The organism is Amycolatopsis oliviviridis, assembly GCF_014654365.1.
Classification (GTDB): domain Bacteria; phylum Actinomycetota; class Actinomycetes; order Mycobacteriales; family Pseudonocardiaceae; genus Amycolatopsis; species Amycolatopsis oliviviridis.
The window spans coordinates 32,579-47,070 of record NZ_BNAY01000009.1; the positions used below are offsets into that span (position 1 = coordinate 32,579).

Annotated in this window: 18 protein-coding genes; 7 read left to right on the forward strand and 11 right to left on the reverse strand. The window is 70.4% G+C overall.

The genetic code is table 11. The annotated features are described in order from the left end of the window. Positions 1-17: 17 nt before the first annotated feature. The 6 genes from IE302_RS32335 to IE302_RS32360 form a co-directional block, all read right to left on the reverse strand. A complete protein-coding gene (locus IE302_RS32335) occupies positions 18-1,028 on the reverse strand; it encodes an asparaginase (protein WP_191258251.1) in 1,011 nt (336 codons plus the stop codon). Between the two features lie 67 nt (positions 1,029-1,095). Further along, entirely contained in the window at positions 1,096-1,920 is an 825-nt protein-coding gene (locus IE302_RS32340; RefSeq protein WP_191258252.1) for a class I SAM-dependent methyltransferase, read from the reverse strand. Then, positions 1,917-2,297 carry a VOC family protein gene (locus IE302_RS32345; RefSeq protein WP_191258253.1) on the reverse strand — a complete coding sequence of 127 codons (381 nt, stop codon included), beginning with the start codon at positions 2,295-2,297 and terminating at the stop codon, positions 1,917-1,919. The genes IE302_RS32340 and IE302_RS32345 overlap by 4 nt, the downstream gene beginning before the upstream one ends. 42 nt (positions 2,298-2,339) lie before the next feature. Then, entirely contained in the window at positions 2,340-3,077 is a 738-nt protein-coding gene (locus tag IE302_RS32350) for an FAD:protein FMN transferase (protein WP_191258254.1), read from the reverse strand. After that, entirely contained in the window at positions 3,074-3,493 is a 420-nt protein-coding gene (locus IE302_RS32355) for an FMN-binding protein (RefSeq protein ID WP_191258255.1), read from the reverse strand. Before IE302_RS32355 ends, IE302_RS32350 begins: the two co-directional genes overlap by 4 nt. 17 nt (positions 3,494-3,510) lie before the next feature. Next, entirely contained in the window at positions 3,511-4,866 is a 1,356-nt protein-coding gene (locus IE302_RS32360; protein WP_191258256.1) for a ferredoxin reductase family protein, read from the reverse strand. Between the two features lie 137 nt (positions 4,867-5,003). Between IE302_RS32360 and IE302_RS32365 the strand changes: the two genes are divergently transcribed. Together IE302_RS32365 and IE302_RS32370 are read left to right on the forward strand one after the other, a co-directional pair. Further along, complete coding sequence (locus tag IE302_RS32365) at positions 5,004-5,705, forward strand: response regulator transcription factor (protein ID WP_308436926.1); 702 nt, start codon at positions 5,004-5,006, stop codon at positions 5,703-5,705. Continuing rightward, positions 5,702-7,138, forward strand: coding sequence for a sensor histidine kinase (locus IE302_RS32370; RefSeq protein ID WP_191258258.1), 1,437 nt, complete (start codon positions 5,702-5,704; stop codon positions 7,136-7,138). The genes IE302_RS32365 and IE302_RS32370 overlap by 4 nt, the downstream gene beginning before the upstream one ends. An 82-nt stretch (positions 7,139-7,220) precedes the next feature. On the opposite strand, the gene IE302_RS32375 is transcribed toward IE302_RS32370, so the two are convergent. After that, entirely contained in the window at positions 7,221-7,874 is a 654-nt protein-coding gene (locus IE302_RS32375; protein WP_191258259.1) for a pyridoxamine 5'-phosphate oxidase family protein, read from the reverse strand. A gap of 88 nt (positions 7,875-7,962) precedes the next feature. On the opposite strand from IE302_RS32375, the gene pdxR reads away from it, so the two are divergent. Further along, a complete protein-coding gene (pdxR, locus tag IE302_RS32380; RefSeq protein ID WP_191258260.1) occupies positions 7,963-9,321 on the forward strand; it encodes a MocR-like pyridoxine biosynthesis transcription factor PdxR in 1,359 nt (452 codons plus the stop codon). Between the two features lie 33 nt (positions 9,322-9,354). Beyond that, positions 9,355-10,326, forward strand: a complete 972-nt coding sequence (locus IE302_RS32385; protein WP_191258261.1) for a zinc-binding dehydrogenase — start codon at positions 9,355-9,357, stop codon at positions 10,324-10,326. Position 10,327: 1 nt separating this feature from the next. On the opposite strand, the gene IE302_RS32390 is transcribed toward IE302_RS32385, so the two are convergent. Further along, positions 10,328-10,870, reverse strand: a complete 543-nt coding sequence (locus IE302_RS32390) for a DUF3515 domain-containing protein (RefSeq protein ID WP_191258262.1) — start codon at positions 10,868-10,870, stop codon at positions 10,328-10,330. A 19-nt stretch (positions 10,871-10,889) separates the two neighbouring features. After that, positions 10,890-11,123: an Lrp/AsnC ligand binding domain-containing protein gene (locus IE302_RS32395; RefSeq protein ID WP_005160289.1), complete on the reverse strand. Its 234-nt coding sequence runs from the start codon at positions 11,121-11,123 to the stop codon at positions 10,890-10,892. 133 nt (positions 11,124-11,256) lie between these two features. Here IE302_RS32395 and IE302_RS32400 point away from each other — a divergent pair, with 133 nt between their 5' ends. Continuing rightward, on the forward strand, positions 11,257-12,213 hold the full coding sequence (locus tag IE302_RS32400; protein WP_005160302.1) for a thiamine-phosphate kinase: 957 nt from the start codon (positions 11,257-11,259) through the stop codon (positions 12,211-12,213). Here IE302_RS32400 and IE302_RS32405 read toward each other — a convergent pair. Beyond that, positions 12,210-12,944 (reverse strand): GNAT family N-acetyltransferase, encoded by a 735-nt coding sequence (locus IE302_RS32405; protein WP_191258263.1) that lies wholly within the window; start codon positions 12,942-12,944, stop codon positions 12,210-12,212. The two genes, IE302_RS32400 and IE302_RS32405, sit on opposite strands and share 4 nt — an antisense overlap. Positions 12,945-13,055: 111 nt before the next feature. On the opposite strand from IE302_RS32405, the gene IE302_RS32410 reads away from it, so the two are divergent. Together IE302_RS32410 and IE302_RS32415 are read left to right on the forward strand one after the other, a co-directional pair. Next, a complete protein-coding gene (locus tag IE302_RS32410; protein ID WP_191258264.1) occupies positions 13,056-13,526 on the forward strand; it encodes a GNAT family N-acetyltransferase in 471 nt (156 codons plus the stop codon). Between the two features lie 8 nt (positions 13,527-13,534). Beyond that, positions 13,535-14,056 carry a gamma carbonic anhydrase family protein gene (locus IE302_RS32415; RefSeq protein ID WP_191258265.1) on the forward strand — a complete coding sequence of 174 codons (522 nt, stop codon included), beginning with the start codon at positions 13,535-13,537 and terminating at the stop codon, positions 14,054-14,056. Here the strand turns inward: IE302_RS32415 and IE302_RS32420 are convergent. After that, positions 14,053-14,277 (reverse strand): hypothetical protein, encoded by a 225-nt coding sequence (locus IE302_RS32420; protein WP_191258266.1) that lies wholly within the window; start codon positions 14,275-14,277, stop codon positions 14,053-14,055. The two genes, IE302_RS32415 and IE302_RS32420, sit on opposite strands and share 4 nt — an antisense overlap. Positions 14,278-14,492: the final 215 nt, after the last annotated feature.

A 14,492-nucleotide genomic window follows, 5' to 3' on the forward strand; every position in this document is an offset into this window, starting at 1 on the left:
CCAGAGGACGAAACGCGTCAGGTGAGGTCGCCGCGCAGGCGGAATTCGGCCTCGACGCGTTCCCGCGAGGCCCCGGTGGCGAGCAAGGTGTGCAGCAGGAGCCGGGATTTGCGCGGGTCGAGCCAGCCCGCCATCGTCGCGCCCATCGCGATCAGGTCGGACTCCGAGCCGCGGAAGCCGTAGGTGCCGCGGAACGTCGGCCCCGCGCCGGTCCGGCCGGCGACCACGACCGGCACCTCCGGCAGCACCCGTTCGATCACGTCGGCGGACCCCGCCGAAACATGCCCGGCGCCGTTCGCGGCGAGCACCACTCCCTTGACCCCGGCCTTGACCAGCGTCTCCAGGAGCTCACCGCTGTCCTCGACGCCGCTCTCGACGATCGGCACCAGCCCGGAGAAGTCCGCGTTCTCCAGGGACAACGCCGGGGGACGGACGGCGACGGGGTGGAAGTAGTGCACCAAGCCCTCGCTGACCAGCGCGAGCGGCCCCGCGGGATTCGAGGCGAACGCCTCGACGTGGCTCGAATGCGTCTTGCGGACCCAGCGCGCGGCATGGACGTCGTCGTTGAACGCGACCAGCGAGCCGCGGCCCCGGCTGCGGGGATCGGCGGCGACGGTCAGCGCCGCGAGCAGGTTCCCCGCACCGTCCGCGCTGGGCAAGCTGGGGTTGCGCATCGCGCCGGTGATCACGATCGGGGCCTCGGAAGCCCACGTCAGCTCGAAGAAGTACGCGGTCTCTTCGAGCGTGTCCGTGCCCTGGACCACGACGACGCCTTCAGCGCCTTCGTCGACGGCCCGGGCAGCCCAGTCGCGGGTCTTGATCAGCGTCGCGAAGTCCATCGACGCGCTGGAGATCCCCGCGAGCGTCTCCGCGCGGACGTCCATCTCGAGGTCCTCGCCCAGGTCCCCGAGCAGGTCGGCGGCGGTGAGCCGGGGGACGGCGTGGTCCGCGCCGCCGCCGGGAAGCATGGAGATGGTGCCGCCCAGGGCGGCGACGGCGACAAGGGGCCGTCGGGGATCACTCGACATACTCCGCATTCTTCAAAGTGGACTGGGCGCGCCGCAAGTGGTCACCTGCTCGCGGCGCGGGCCGGGCTCAGGCCTGCTTCACTGCTTCGATAGTGAAACTCGCCGCCAGCCGCTGCGGATCCTTCGTCAGCCGCCATTCCTCGGTCGCTTCGTTCTGCGTCATGAACCCCGGCAGCGCGTTCCACGGCACGCTGTCGTGCTCCACCAGCCGGGTCAGCGTCAATCCCGCGTCGAGCAGCGAAGTGACGATCTGGCCCAGCCCGTGGTTCCACTCGTGCGTCCGGTTGTTCTCGAACGCGACGTCGGTGTCCACATAGGTTCCCGGCTCGTCGAACACCAGCGGTTCGGCCTGCTCGAAGTACGGGTAACGCGGCGTGATCTGCGGCTGGGTCTCGTCGAGGGTGCCCAGCATCGGGTGCATGTCCCGGATGAACAGTCGTCCGCCCGGCCGCAGCAACCCGCCGACGACCTGTCCCCAGCGGGCGATGTCCGGCAGCCAGCAGATCGCGCCGATGCCCGTGTAGACGAGGTCGAACCGCCCGGCGCCCAGCACGTCGACGGCACTGTACACATCGGACTCGTGGTAATCGATCTCCGCGCCGGTCTCGGCCGCCAGCTTGCGCGCGATCTCCAGCGCGGGCGCGGAAAAGTCGAGTCCGGTCATCCGCGCGCCCAGCCGGGACAGGGAAAGCGTGTCCGTGCCGATGTGACACTGCAGGTGCACACCGCGCGCACCGGAGACGTCGCCGAGCAGCGGCCGGTCGAAGGTGACCACGCCACTGAGATGAGCCGGGTCCGCGACGAACTTCCGGTAGCCGTAGTCCTCCGACGCGGCGTGCGCCGGAGCGCGTTCGTCCCAGTTCGCGCGGTTGAAGGTGAGATAGTCCGTCACGACGTCGCGGCCTTCTCGGCGGCGCTGCGCAGCACGCAGAATTCGTTGCCCTCGGGGTCGCCGAGGACGGCCCAGCCGGTGCCGTCCGGGTTGCGCCGGTCGTGCAGGAGGGTCGCGCCGAGCTTCAGCAGGCGCTCCACCTCCTCGTCGCGCGGGATGTCGGGCTGAAGGCAGAGATGGATCCGGTTCTTCACCGTCTTCGGTTCCGGTACCTGCCCGAAGAACAGCGTGACGCCGTTGTCCATCTCGATGATCGCTTCGGGGTCGCCGGGCTGATCGTCGTCGGCCATCGGTTTGCCGACGACACCGCTCCAGAAGCGCCCCAGCTCGTAGGCGTCGGCGCAGTCGAAGAAGAAGTTCTGTACGACAGAGGTCATGGGGCCGCAGTCTGCCTGAGCCCGCGGAACCCGGCCAACGGTTTAAGCCAGCCGCAGCCCCGGCGACCGGTGCACCTGCCGTTTCGCGTCGACGATCAGCACCTGGCAGCCCGGTTGCGCCGCGACCCAGGCGATTCCCTCGGTCCCCATCGCGAAAGCGGCCGTGGCCAGGGAATCCGCCGTGACGAGGTCGTCGGCGGTGACCGTGACGCTCAGCAGCCCGGCGGGCGGGCGCCCGGTCCGCCCGTCCAGGATGTGCGCGCCGCGTTCGTATTCCGCCGACGTCGCGACGGCGCCGCCGGACGACTCCACCACGGCGCAGACCGCGTCGGGCCGTTCGGGATGCCGGATGCCGACCCGCCACGCGCGGCCGGGTTCCGGTTCGCCGGAGGTGACCACGTCCCCGCCGGCGTTGATACAGAACACGTCCAGCCCTTCGGCCAGCAGCAACGACGCCGCCCGCTGTACCGCCCAGCCTTTGACCACCGCGTTCGGGTCGAGCCGGCGTCCGGGGAGCCGGGCGGTGAACGCCCCGCCGGACAGCCGTTCGTAGTGATCGCACAGTGAGAGCACTTCGAGCAGGTCGTCGCTCAGTTCCGAAGGCGCGAGTTCGCCGCGGTCGTAACGGCGGACCTCGCTGTCGGCCTTGAAGGTGCTGAACCGGGCGTCGACCTCCCGCAGCCAGCCGAAGACGCCGTCGATCGCGTGGCCGGCGAGTTCGCCGCCCGCCCGGACGTCGACCGAGACCGGCAGCCCCATCACCTGCTCGACCCGGTTCATCTGGCGTCCAGCGCCGCCTGCAACGAGTCGATGTACGACTCGCTCGTCGACGTCGCCCCGGAGACGGTGTCGATGTCGGCGCTCTGCGCGGTCAGCGTCTCCTCCTGCAGGATCGGGATCGCGTCCATCCCGCGTCCGCTGGTCGGCCGTTGCAGCAGGCGGACTTCGGAGATCTTGTCCTCGGCCGAGATCACCAGCCGCACCTGCACGGTGCCGTACCGGTTGCTCTCCACCGAACCGTCGACGGTGCGTTCGGCGCCCTCGGAGGCACCACCGTCCGAAGAGGACACGGTGGACGGGGCGGGCGCGGCGACGGCCACGGTCTCCGAACCCAGCGGCGAAGGTTCGTACAGCCATACCCCGAGGAACCCGGCGGCCGAAAGGGCGACCGTGGCGGCGACGATGGTCTTCTTCATGATCGGGACTCCCTGACTCAGGCGGCGAGGCTGAAGCGTTCGGCGTGGACCTGCTGGTTCGGCACCCGCAGTTCCCGCAGGCTGCGCAGGGTCGCCGAGGTCATCCCGGGCGGGCCGCAGACGAAGACGTCCCGGTCCTCGATGTCCGGCACCATCCGCCGTAGGCTGTGCGCGCCGAGCACCGGCCCGTACGGACCGGCCAGATCGGACGGTCCACTGAGGACGTGGACGACGGCGCCGCGTGCCTGCGCCAGTCCCCGCAGTTCCGGCAGCAGGACGGCGTCGAGTGCGGTGCGGACGCGGTAGAGCACCACGACATGGCCGGAGATCTCCTCCAGCAGCGCGCGGATCGGCGTGATCCCGACGCCGCCCGCGATCAGCAGCGCGTCCGGTTTCCGTTGGTGCATCGTGGTGAACGCGCCGTACGGGCCTTCGGCGAACACCCGCGTGCCGACCTTCAGCGACCGCAACGACGCGCTCCCGTCACCGGCGGCTTTCGCGGTCAGCCGCAGGGTGCGGCCGTCGGGCGCGGCCGACAGCGAGAACGGATTGGCCTGCCACCAGCGATCCCGGGTCAGGAAACGCCAGAGGAAGAATTGGCCCGCCCTCGCGGGCATCCGGTCGAGATGTTTCCCGGTCATGTACACCGAGACGACGTCGTGGGATTCGGGGACCACGGCGACGACTTTCAACTGGTGCCGCAGGTTCCGCGCCAGCGGCAGCACCACGCGGCCGGCGAAGACCGAGCCGAGCGCGACAACCCACACCGCCCACCAGTAGGCCTGCGCTCCGGGCGACGACGCGAAAGATCCGCCCAGCGCGATCTGGTGGCTGAACGCCAGGACGACCGCGGCGTAGGTGTAGAGGTGGAGGAAATGCCAGGTCTCGTATGCCAGGCGGCGGCGGGCGAAGCGCGCGGAAACCGCGCCGACGAGCAGGATGAGCGCGAGCGCGACGACCGCGCGCAGGATCCCCTCCAGCTTCGTCACCATCGTGACGAACTCGTCCACCACGCCGTTGTCCTCGACCTGCGCGTAGCCGAAGACGATGAAGACGAAGTGGGTGAGCAGTGTCCACAGGAGGCTGAACCCGGTCCAGCGGTGCCAGACGGTCAGCCGATCCATGCCGAGGCGGCGGTCGAGCCACGGCAGCCGGGCGACCAGCAGCAGCTGGAACGCCATCGCCAGCGCCCCGTACAGCCCGGCGAGCCTGCCGATGCTGATGAGGACGTTGTCCGAGGGCCCGGCGGCGAAGAAGAGCGCGGTCACGGCGGCCACGTTGGCCCCGATGAAGGTGAAGAGCCCGGCGCGTGCGGCGATCCTGGGACGGATCGCCGGGCGCGGTCCCACGGCGGTCTGCGTCATGGTGGTCACACGTGTTTCCTTCCGGTCCGGTTCAGCCACCGAGCCTGCTGTGCCAACCTGTGACCTTTCTTGGCGGAACCTGTCGGCTTGCTGTCGTCTGCGCTCCCGCCTCGCTCTCGCGCGCGCGTTAACGGAGGATGGGCCTTGTGAACACCGAGAACCCCGTTCGCCTGCTGGTGGTGGACGACGAGCCGCATATCGCCGACCTGGTGGCGACCGTCGCCCGCTACGAGGGCTGGCAGGCCGTCACCGCCGGGTCGGGTGAGGCCGCGCTCGTCAGGGCGGCCGAATTCGTGCCCGACATCGTCGTGCTCGACCTGATGCTGCCCGGGATCGACGGGTTCACCGTGCTGGACAAGCTCCGTGAGTCCGGGAAGGCGGTGCCCGTCGTCTTCCTCACCGCGAAGGACGCGACGGCGGACCGTGTCGCCGGGCTCACCCGGGGCGGCGACGACTACCTCGTCAAGCCGTTCTCCGTCGAGGAACTGATGGCGCGGCTGCGCGCGGTCCTGCGGCGAAGTCACACCGGCCAGGCCAGGGCGGCCGCTCTGCTGCGAGTCGGCGATCTGACCATGAACGAGGACACCCGGGAGGTCGCCCGCGACGGCAAACCCGCCGAGCTGACGCCGACCGAGTACGAACTGCTGCGGTATCTCATGCGGCGTTCGCCGTCGGTGATGACCAAGGCGCAGATCCTCGATCACGTCTGGGAATACGATTTCGGTGGCCGGTCCAATGTGGTCGAACTCGTCATCTCGCATCTGCGGCGCAAACTCGACGCGGGCCACGAGCCGCTGATCCACACCGTGCGCGGCGTGGGCTACGTCGTCCGGCAGGCCGCGAGATGAAAATGCTGCGCCGGTGGTACGACGCCTGGCGCCGTTCGAGGCTCGGAACCCGGCTGGCGCTCGGGCTCGGCGTGCTGGCGCTGGTCGTGTTCGCCGTCGTCGGCACCGTGATGGTCGGCATCATGAAGGGCTATCTGAACGACCGGCTCGACGAACAGCTCGCCAAGACCCAGATCAGCCAGGTGCCGTCGCTGCGCACCACGCACGGCGGGAAACCGCAGCAGTCCTACGGCTGGTTCTCGGCCGTTTTCTCGGTACAGGACGGCGACGCGCTCGCGCAGGACGGCGGTTCCCTGCCACCGGACACGAAAGCGCTCGAAAAGGTCGCCGAGGACGCGACGCGGACCGAGGTGCTGCGCACGGTCTACATCGAGGACAAGGGCACCTACCGCGTGCGGGCCTGCCCGATCGAACCGAGCCGGAACATCGTGCTGGTCAGCGCCGCGCCGCAGGCGGATCTGGACCGGACGGTCAGCCAGCTGATCATGGTCGAGGTGGTCGCGTTCCTGCTGGCGCTGGCGGTGCTGGTGATCGCGGGACGGCTGGTGCTGCGGCGCGGGCTGCGGCCGCTGAGCGACATGGCCGGGACGGCGCACGACATCGCGTCGCACGATCTGACCACGAACGCCGACCTCCCGGTGCGCGCGCAGGCGAGCGGCGGCGGCGCCGAGGTCGAGGAACTGCGGACGGCGTTCAACCTGATGCTGGCGCATCTCGATTCCTCGCTGGTCGCGCGCCGGGAGGCGAACGAACGGCTGCGGCGGTTCATCGCCGACGCCTCCCATGAACTGCGGACGCCGCTGACGTCGATCCGGGGCTACTCCGAGCTTTTCCGCTACGCCGCGGCGAACGAACCCTCGGAACGCGAGGCGCATCTCGCGAAAATCCGCGAAGAGACCCAGCGGATGAGCGTGCTCGTCGACGACCTCCTGCTCCTCGCGCGCCTCGACGCGCCCGAGACCGAGGCGCCGCTGCGGCTGGTCGACGTCGACCTCGCCGAGCTGATCACCGACGCGGGGGAGGCCTTCGCCGCCGGCCGGCCGGAGCATCCGCTGACCGTCGGGCCACTCCCGGAAGATGTCATTCTGCAAGCGGATCCGGTGCGGCTGCGGCAGGTCCTGGACAATCTGCTCGCCAACGCCGCCGTGCACACGCCGCCCGGTACACCGGTCACGTTGTCGGGCTCCGTCGTGGGGCCGGAGGTCGTCCTGCGCGTGAGCGACGCCGGGCCGGGCATCCCGCCGGAAGCGCGGGAACGGATCTTCGACCGGTTCTTCCGCGTCGACACCGCCCGCACGCGTGGCAACGGCGGCACCGGGCTCGGGCTTTCGGTGGTGCTCTCGCTGGTCTCCGCGCATGGCGGGACCATCGAGGTTTCGAGCGTTCCGGGTGCGACTACTTTCACCGTGCGACTACCGCGAACGCGTTTCTGACCCCTTCCCGCGGCGTGCAATGAAGGACGCTTTCATAGCAAAATTTGCTATGAAAGCGTCCTTCATTGCACGCTGGTGAGCGCTACCCGACCCGCCCCTTCACGTGGTCCGGCACCACCCACTCCGAGGCCAGGTCCACCGACGGCTCCGGCTCCCCGAACACCGTCCGCACCGGCAGCACCCCCGCCCACGAGAGATCGGCCTCGACCTCGTCCTCGGGATCGTCGGGACCCTCACCGCGCATCTTCACCGAAGCCTCGGTCAGGTCCAGCTCCAGCACCGAGACCGACGCGAACTCCTTCGCGTTGACATCGCGCGCGTGTTCCCACGAGCCGGGCGCGAGGTGATCGGTCAGCATCCGCAGGCCGTGCATCTTCCGGTCGCGATCGGTGACCGCGGCCGCCTTGCCCAGGATCACCGCGCTGCGGTAGTTCATCGAGTGGTTGTTGACCGAACGCGCGTAGACGATGCCGTCGAGCAGGGTCACCGTGACGCACACCTCGACGCCGTCGGAGTCGCGCATGCTCTTCGCCCCGGTGGATCCGTGCAGGTAGAGCGTGTTCCCGTCGCGGCCGTAGCCGGTCGGGATGACCAGCGGGACACCGTCGCGCACGACGCCGAGATGGCAGATCAGGCCTTCGTCGAGCACCGCGTACAGCGCCGAGCGGTCGGTGAGCGCGCGGTTCTTCTTGCGGTGGAGAGTGGTCCGGTCGGTGGGAGACAGCGGTGTGGGCATGCGAGTAGTCTCACCCACGCGAGTGGCCTGTAATAACGGCCAATTCTCCTATACTTGAGAAGGCCACTTCCTGAACGCGGAGTACAGCATGTCCGACACCGCTCTGCCGGTCAGCCTCGACCGCGATTCGCTCGTCCCGCTCGCGGTCCAGCTGGCCGACGCGTTGCGCGCGGCCGCCGGGGACGGGCATCTGCGCGGCGGCGACAGGCTGCCCTCGACCAGGGCACTCGCGAGCCGGCTCGGCGTCAGCCGCACGGTGACGTCGGCGGCGTACGAGCAGCTTCACGCGGAAGGCTGGATCGCCGGTCGCCACGGCTCCGGCACCTACGTCACCACGACCCCGCCCGCGGACAGGCCGTCGAAAGGCCCGGCGCCCCGCACCCCCGCCGCGCCGCTCACGCTGGTCGACCTCACCCCGGGCGTCCCGTGGGCCGACGGCGTCGAACGGGCCGCGTGGCGCCGCGCGTGGCGGGCCGCGGCCGACCCGCGCCCGACCTATCGCGAGGACAGGGCCGGTCTGCCCGCGTACCGGGACGCGGTCTCCGAGCATCTGCTGCGCCACCGCGGGCTCGCCGCCGGGACGGTGCTGGCCACCGGCGGGACGACGGCGGCGGTGATCGAACTCGCGGGCGCCGTGCTCTCCCGCGGTGACCGGGTCGCGATCGAGGAACCGGGTTACCAGCGCGCGGTGCAGGCGTTCCGGCGCGCGGGGATGGAGGTCGTGCCCGTCCCGGTCGACGAAGAGGGCCTGCGCCCGGACGCCGTCCCCGCGGACGTCCGCGCGGTGTACTGCTCGCCCGCGCATCAATACCCGCTCGGCAGCCGGATGAGCGCGTCGCGCCGGGTCGAACTCGTCGAACTCGCCCGCGCCGAGGGCATGCTGGTGATCGAGGACGACTACGACGGCGAGCTGCGGTTCGACGTCGCGCCGCTGCCGCTGCTGGCCGCGCTCGCGCCCGATGTCGTCGCGCATCTCGGCACCACGAGCAAGATCCTCACCCCGGCGCTGGGCGCGGGCTGGATGGTCGCGCCGTCACCCGTCGCGGCTGCGGTGCTGGAATACCGCGAGGGGACCGGGACGCGCCCGTCGCCCGCGGGGCAGCGGGTGCTCGCCGAACTGGCACGGCACGGCGATCTGGGGCGGCATCTGCGGAAGCTCCGGCGGGAACTTTCGGAGCGCCGGTCCCTGGTTTCGGCCGCGCTGACGTCGGCGGGGATCCCGGTGCTCGGCGACGATGCGGGCGCGCACCTGGTCGTCCCTTGTGGAACGGCGGCCGAGGAAGCGGCGCGGCTGACGGCCGCGGAACGCGCGGGGATCCGGCTCGACGGGCTCGTCCGGCACTTCACCGGGACGCCGACGGTGTTCGGGAACCTCATCGGCTACGCGGGTTGCTCGCGGGAAGTGCTGCACTCCGCGCTGAAACCGCTGATCCCCGTGTTCGCTTGACCTCCAGCGAACTGGAGGTCCTACCTTGCGGTCATGCGTGCGATCACAGTGTCCCGATTCGGCGACCCCAGTGTTCTCGAACAGGTCGAACTGCCCACTCCCGAACCCGGTGAGGGCGAGCTCCGCGTCGCGGTGACGGCGGCCGGAGTCGGCTGGCTGGACGCCCTCATCCGGCGGGGTGACGGTCCCGGGGTGTTCGAGGTCGAGCCGCCCTACGTGCCCGGCGGCGCCGTGGCGGGCACCGTCGACGCGGTGGGTGCCGGGGTCGACGAGGCCTGGCTGGGCGAGGTGGTCGTCACCAGCGCGACGGGCGGGTACGGCGGGGGATACGCGGACACGGTCGTCGCGCTGCCCGGCGAGACCTTCCCGGTTCCGGCGGGCCTCGATCCTCAGCACGCCCTGGCCCTGCTCAACGACGGCAGTACCGCGCTGGCCCTGCTGGAGAAGACCCCGGTCGCGGCGGGCGAGCGGATCCTGGTGGCGCCGGGCGTCGGCGGTCTCGGCAGCTTGCTGGTGCAGCTCGCCCGCGCGGCGGGCGCGACCGTCGTCGCGGCGGTCCGCGGCCACGAAAAGGCGGCGATCGCCAGGAAACTGGGGGCCGAGCCGGTCGACTACTCGGTCGCGGACTGGACCGGCGAGGTCCTCGCCCGCACCGGGGGTCACCGGCTGGACGTGGTCTTCGACGGTGTCGGCGGCGAACTGGGCGCGGCCTCACTGGCGCTGCTGAAGAACGGCGGCCGGTTCTCCGGCTACGGCATGTCCAGTGGCGCGGAAACCGTGATCGGCGACGCGGACCGGGCCCGCCTGTCCATTGTGGATATGGCGCAGCTGGTCGGCTTCTGGCCCGACAACCCGCGCCGGGTGCGGGAGGTGCTGCGGCAGGCGGCCGCCGGGACGCTGACGCCCGTCATCGGCCGGACGTATCCCCTGTCCGAGGCGTCCGCCGCGCACTCGGACATCGAGGCGCGGCGGTACACCGGGAAGACCCTGCTGGTCGTGCCCTGAATCAGAACCGCAGCGGGACCGCGGGAAGGTTGGCGCCGATGACGTCCGAAACGGTCTGCAACGGCCCTGTCCCGGCGGTGTCCGGCACGGTGAGTGCCGTGTAGACGGGCCTGTCCACCACGAACCACGTCGCGGAGCCCTCACCCTCGACCTGCAGCCACTGGACGTTGTTGATCGTCCGCAGCTGCGAGGTCCGGGTGAGCTCCGGCGGCTTGCCGAGCCCGCAGCGCAGGACCACCGGGTCGCCGGTGCCCCAGCCGACCGTCGCCTCGGGAGCGGGATCGGCCAGCTTCCGCCGGACCAGTGTGTTCCCGGACGACGTGAGCTCGTGCGGGAGCGCGCCGATGAGCTTCGCACAATCGGGTGATCCCGACTGCGGCGCCGGGACCGGGACGAGCGGGAGCGGGCCGTCGGCGGCGGGCGCCTCGGATTCCGCGCCTCGGGTCAGCCCGAAGACGGCCACGCCCGCGACGAGCAGGACCGCCAGGCAGGCAGCCGCGATCAGCAGTGGTTTCGGGGGAGCACCGGTGTCCGTGTCAGCCACCCGACCACTACACCATCTCTTACAGATGCACGACCGGGCAGGTCAGCGTACGGGTGATGCCTTCCACGTTCTGCACCTTCGCGACCACGAGCTGGCCGAGCTGGTCGACGGTGTCCGCCGCGGCCTTGACGATGACGTCGTAGGGGCCGGTGACATCCTCCGAACTGGTGACACCGGAGATGGTGGAGATCTCCGCGGCGACCGCGGCGGCTTTGCCGACCTCGGTCTGGATGAGGATGTATGCGTGGACCACGGCGCGCCCCTTCGTAAAAGTCGGCTCAAGGTAGGAACGTTGTAGCAACGTATCGCCAGCCCCGGGAAAAACCTAGGGCTTCCGACTATCGGTGATCGACATTTGTCCGGACAAGGGAAAGTGGAGGTGACGGGTGTCACCGAACGACGGCACGGTCGCCGGGACCGGTGAATTCCGGTTGATCGAAGCGGTGACGGCCGGCCGGAAACAGCCGGAGACGACACTGCTCGGACCGGGGGACGACGCGGCCGTCGTGGCCACCCCGGACGGCCGGACGGTGGCCACCACCGACGTCCTCGTGCAGGGCGTCCACTTCCGGCTCGACTGGTCCAGCGCCGAGCAGGTGGGGCGCAAGGCGGTCGCGGTGAACCTCACCGACATCGCCGCGATGGGGGCCCGCCCGACGTCCGTCCTAGTGGGATTCGCCTGCCCGTCGGACACCGAAACCTCGGTCGTCACCGAACTCACCCAGGGCATGTGGATCGAGGCCGAACGCGCGGGGATCGGGATCGTCGGCGGCGACATGGTCCGCGCCGACCAGATCGTGATCAGTGTCACCGCGCTCGGCGACCTCGGTGGCCGGGAACCGGTCACGCGATCCGGCGCGCGCCCCGGCGACGTCGTCGCGGTCTGCGGACGGCTCGGCTGGGCGGCCGCCGGGCTCGCCGTGCTCGGGCGGGGTTTCCGCTCACCGGTCAGCGTGGTCAACGCGCAACGCTGCCCCGAACCGGACTACGAGGCGGGCATCCGCGCGGCCGACGGCGGTGCGACGTCGATGATCGACGTGTCCGACGGGCTCCTGTCCGATCTCGGCCACATCGCCACCGCTTCCGACGTCGGCATCGACATCCGGACGGCGGATCTCGACGTGTCGAGCAGGCTGACCGAGGTCGGCACCGCGCTCGGCGCCGACCCGCTGAAATGGGTGCTCACCGGCGGCGAGGACCACGCCTTCGCGGCCACCTTCCCCGCGTTCGCCGACCTGCCGGAGGGCTGGACCGAGATCGGCGTCGTCACGATGCCGGATTCGGGCGTGACGGTGGACGGGAAGAAGTACGGGCACGACAGCGGCTGGCAGCACTGGCGCTAGCGCGTGGCCCACCAGGTCGACTGGGCGGCGACGGCGAAACCGAGGGATTCGTACAGCGGCCTGCCCGCTTTGGAGGCGGTGAGCGTGACCGGTGACCCGGCCAACGGGGCGAGGGAGCCGAGCATCACGGCCCGGCCCACGCCGCGAGAGCGGAAGGCCGGCGGCGTGCCGACCCAGTAGTGGCTGCCGAATCCGTCCTCCACGGCCGTGACGCACGCCCCGGCGATCTCGCCGTCGAGCCGCGCGACGAACACGGCGACACCCGGCTGCCCGAGCAGGGTCATGGGGAACATCTCACCCGCGCGGTAGGGCTCGAACCGGGTGAGTTCGAAGCCCGCGATCACCGCGCGTTCGGCCGCCCGGAGGTCCGCCTCCGCGTGCACCCGGACCACCTCCATCGCGGGTTCGGCGACGGGGGAGGGCGGGCGCAGCATGACCGGCATCTGCCAGCTGCGCAGGTCGCCGAGATGATTCAGATCGGTGGCGCTGAAGGGATCCTCGGCGTCCACCGGCCCCTTCGCCCGCGCGGCCAGCTCGCTGATCTCCGCGAGCTCGCCGTCGGTGAGATCGGGTTCCTGGATCAGGACGCGCAGCCCCGCGCGTTCGTCACCGGCGACGGCGAGGAAGCCGCGACGGCGGATCACTTCGTGGCCGCGGGACCGGCCGGTCGCGGCCCAGAACGCGGCGGAGTTGCGGGCCTGGCGCAGGGGCGCCTCGGCTTCGATCGACATGATCGGAAACCTAAGCCGCGGGAAGGCCCCGGCGACAGTGCCGATCACGTCACATCCGCTTGGGCCAATTCTCCTTTCCCCGCGCCGAGGCCGATCGCTAATCTCGCGCTCATGGACCTTCGCGTGCTGCCCTACGACCACCCCGACGCGGTGAAACTCCTGGCCGAAGCCCAGCTCGAGCTGGCCGCCCGGTACGGCAGTGAAGACGAGACGCCGATGGACGGGGCACAGTTCGCCGCGCCGCGGGGACTGTTCCTGGCCGCCTATCTCGACGACGTCCCGGTCGCGTGCGGCGCCTGGCGGGCGCACGACGGGCCCGACCCGTTGCTGCCCGGCGACGCCGAGATCAAGCGCATGTTCGTGATGGCCTCGGCGCGCGGCCGCGGTGTCGCGAGGGCGATCCTCGGCGACCTGGAGCGGACGGCCGCCGAAGCCGGACGGCTGCGTATGGTGCTGGAGACCGGTGACAAACAGCCGGAGGCCATCGCGCTGTACCTGTCGGCGGGTTACCGGGAAATGCCGGGATTCGGGTACTACAAGGACGAACCGGAGAGCATCTGCTTCGGCAAGTCGCTGGTTTAGGAGAACGCATGCCGATCTACGCCCTGGGCGACCTCGAACCGTCGATCCACCCCGACGCCTACGTCCACCCCGACGCGACGGTGATCGGCGACGTCCGCATCGCGGCGTTCGCCTCGGTGTGGCCGCAAACGGTGCTGCGCGGCGACCACGGGTACATCGAGATCGGCGAGCGGTCCAACGTCCAGGACGGCTGCGTGCTGCACTGCACCCGCAAGGAACCGACGGTGATCGGGAACTCCTCCGCCGTCGGGCATTCCGTGCACATCGAAGGCGCGCGGATCGGCCAGGGCTGCCTGATCGCGTCGGGATCGGTGGTGCTGAACGGAACCGTCGTCGAGGACGGCGGGATGGTCGGCGCGGGCGCGGTTCTCTCCTATGGGTCCCATGTGGACAGTGGGCATATCGCGCTCGGCGTCCCGGCGAAGACGCGGCCCAATACGTCCTTCGGGCCCGACATGATCAAGCTCGTCGTCGACGGTTATGTCGAGCGTGCGGCCCTTTTCCGTAGGGAACTCCGGCGCCTGGACTAGGTCTTCTTCTGCTCGTCCGGCGGTTCCGTGTCCTCGGGCGGTCCCGATTCGACGTGATAGAAGGGCAGCCTGATCTTGAACGGGGCGCCCTTGCCGTTGTGCAACTGCTGACGCTGGGTCAGCCAGCCCGCGAGGAAGATCAGCAGGAGGATGCCGCCCGTCGCCAGCAGCGCGGGAACGGACATCCCGAGCAGACGGACGAAAAAGCTCTCGATAGGCACAGCCCAGCCCTCACCTGCCGACGAGTCCCGGGGCATCCCCACCAGCCGGTCAGGGTTGGTGTGCGGGTGGTGCGTGGTGGTGCTTTGGGCGTTCCGGCCCCGGGTGACCATAGGGAGGTCAGGCAGAACACCGCGTCTCGCAAACCTGCTAGACCGGGCAGGCGGCCGGCGGGAGTTCGCGACGTCCGCCACCCTCACCCCGAGCGATGGCGCGA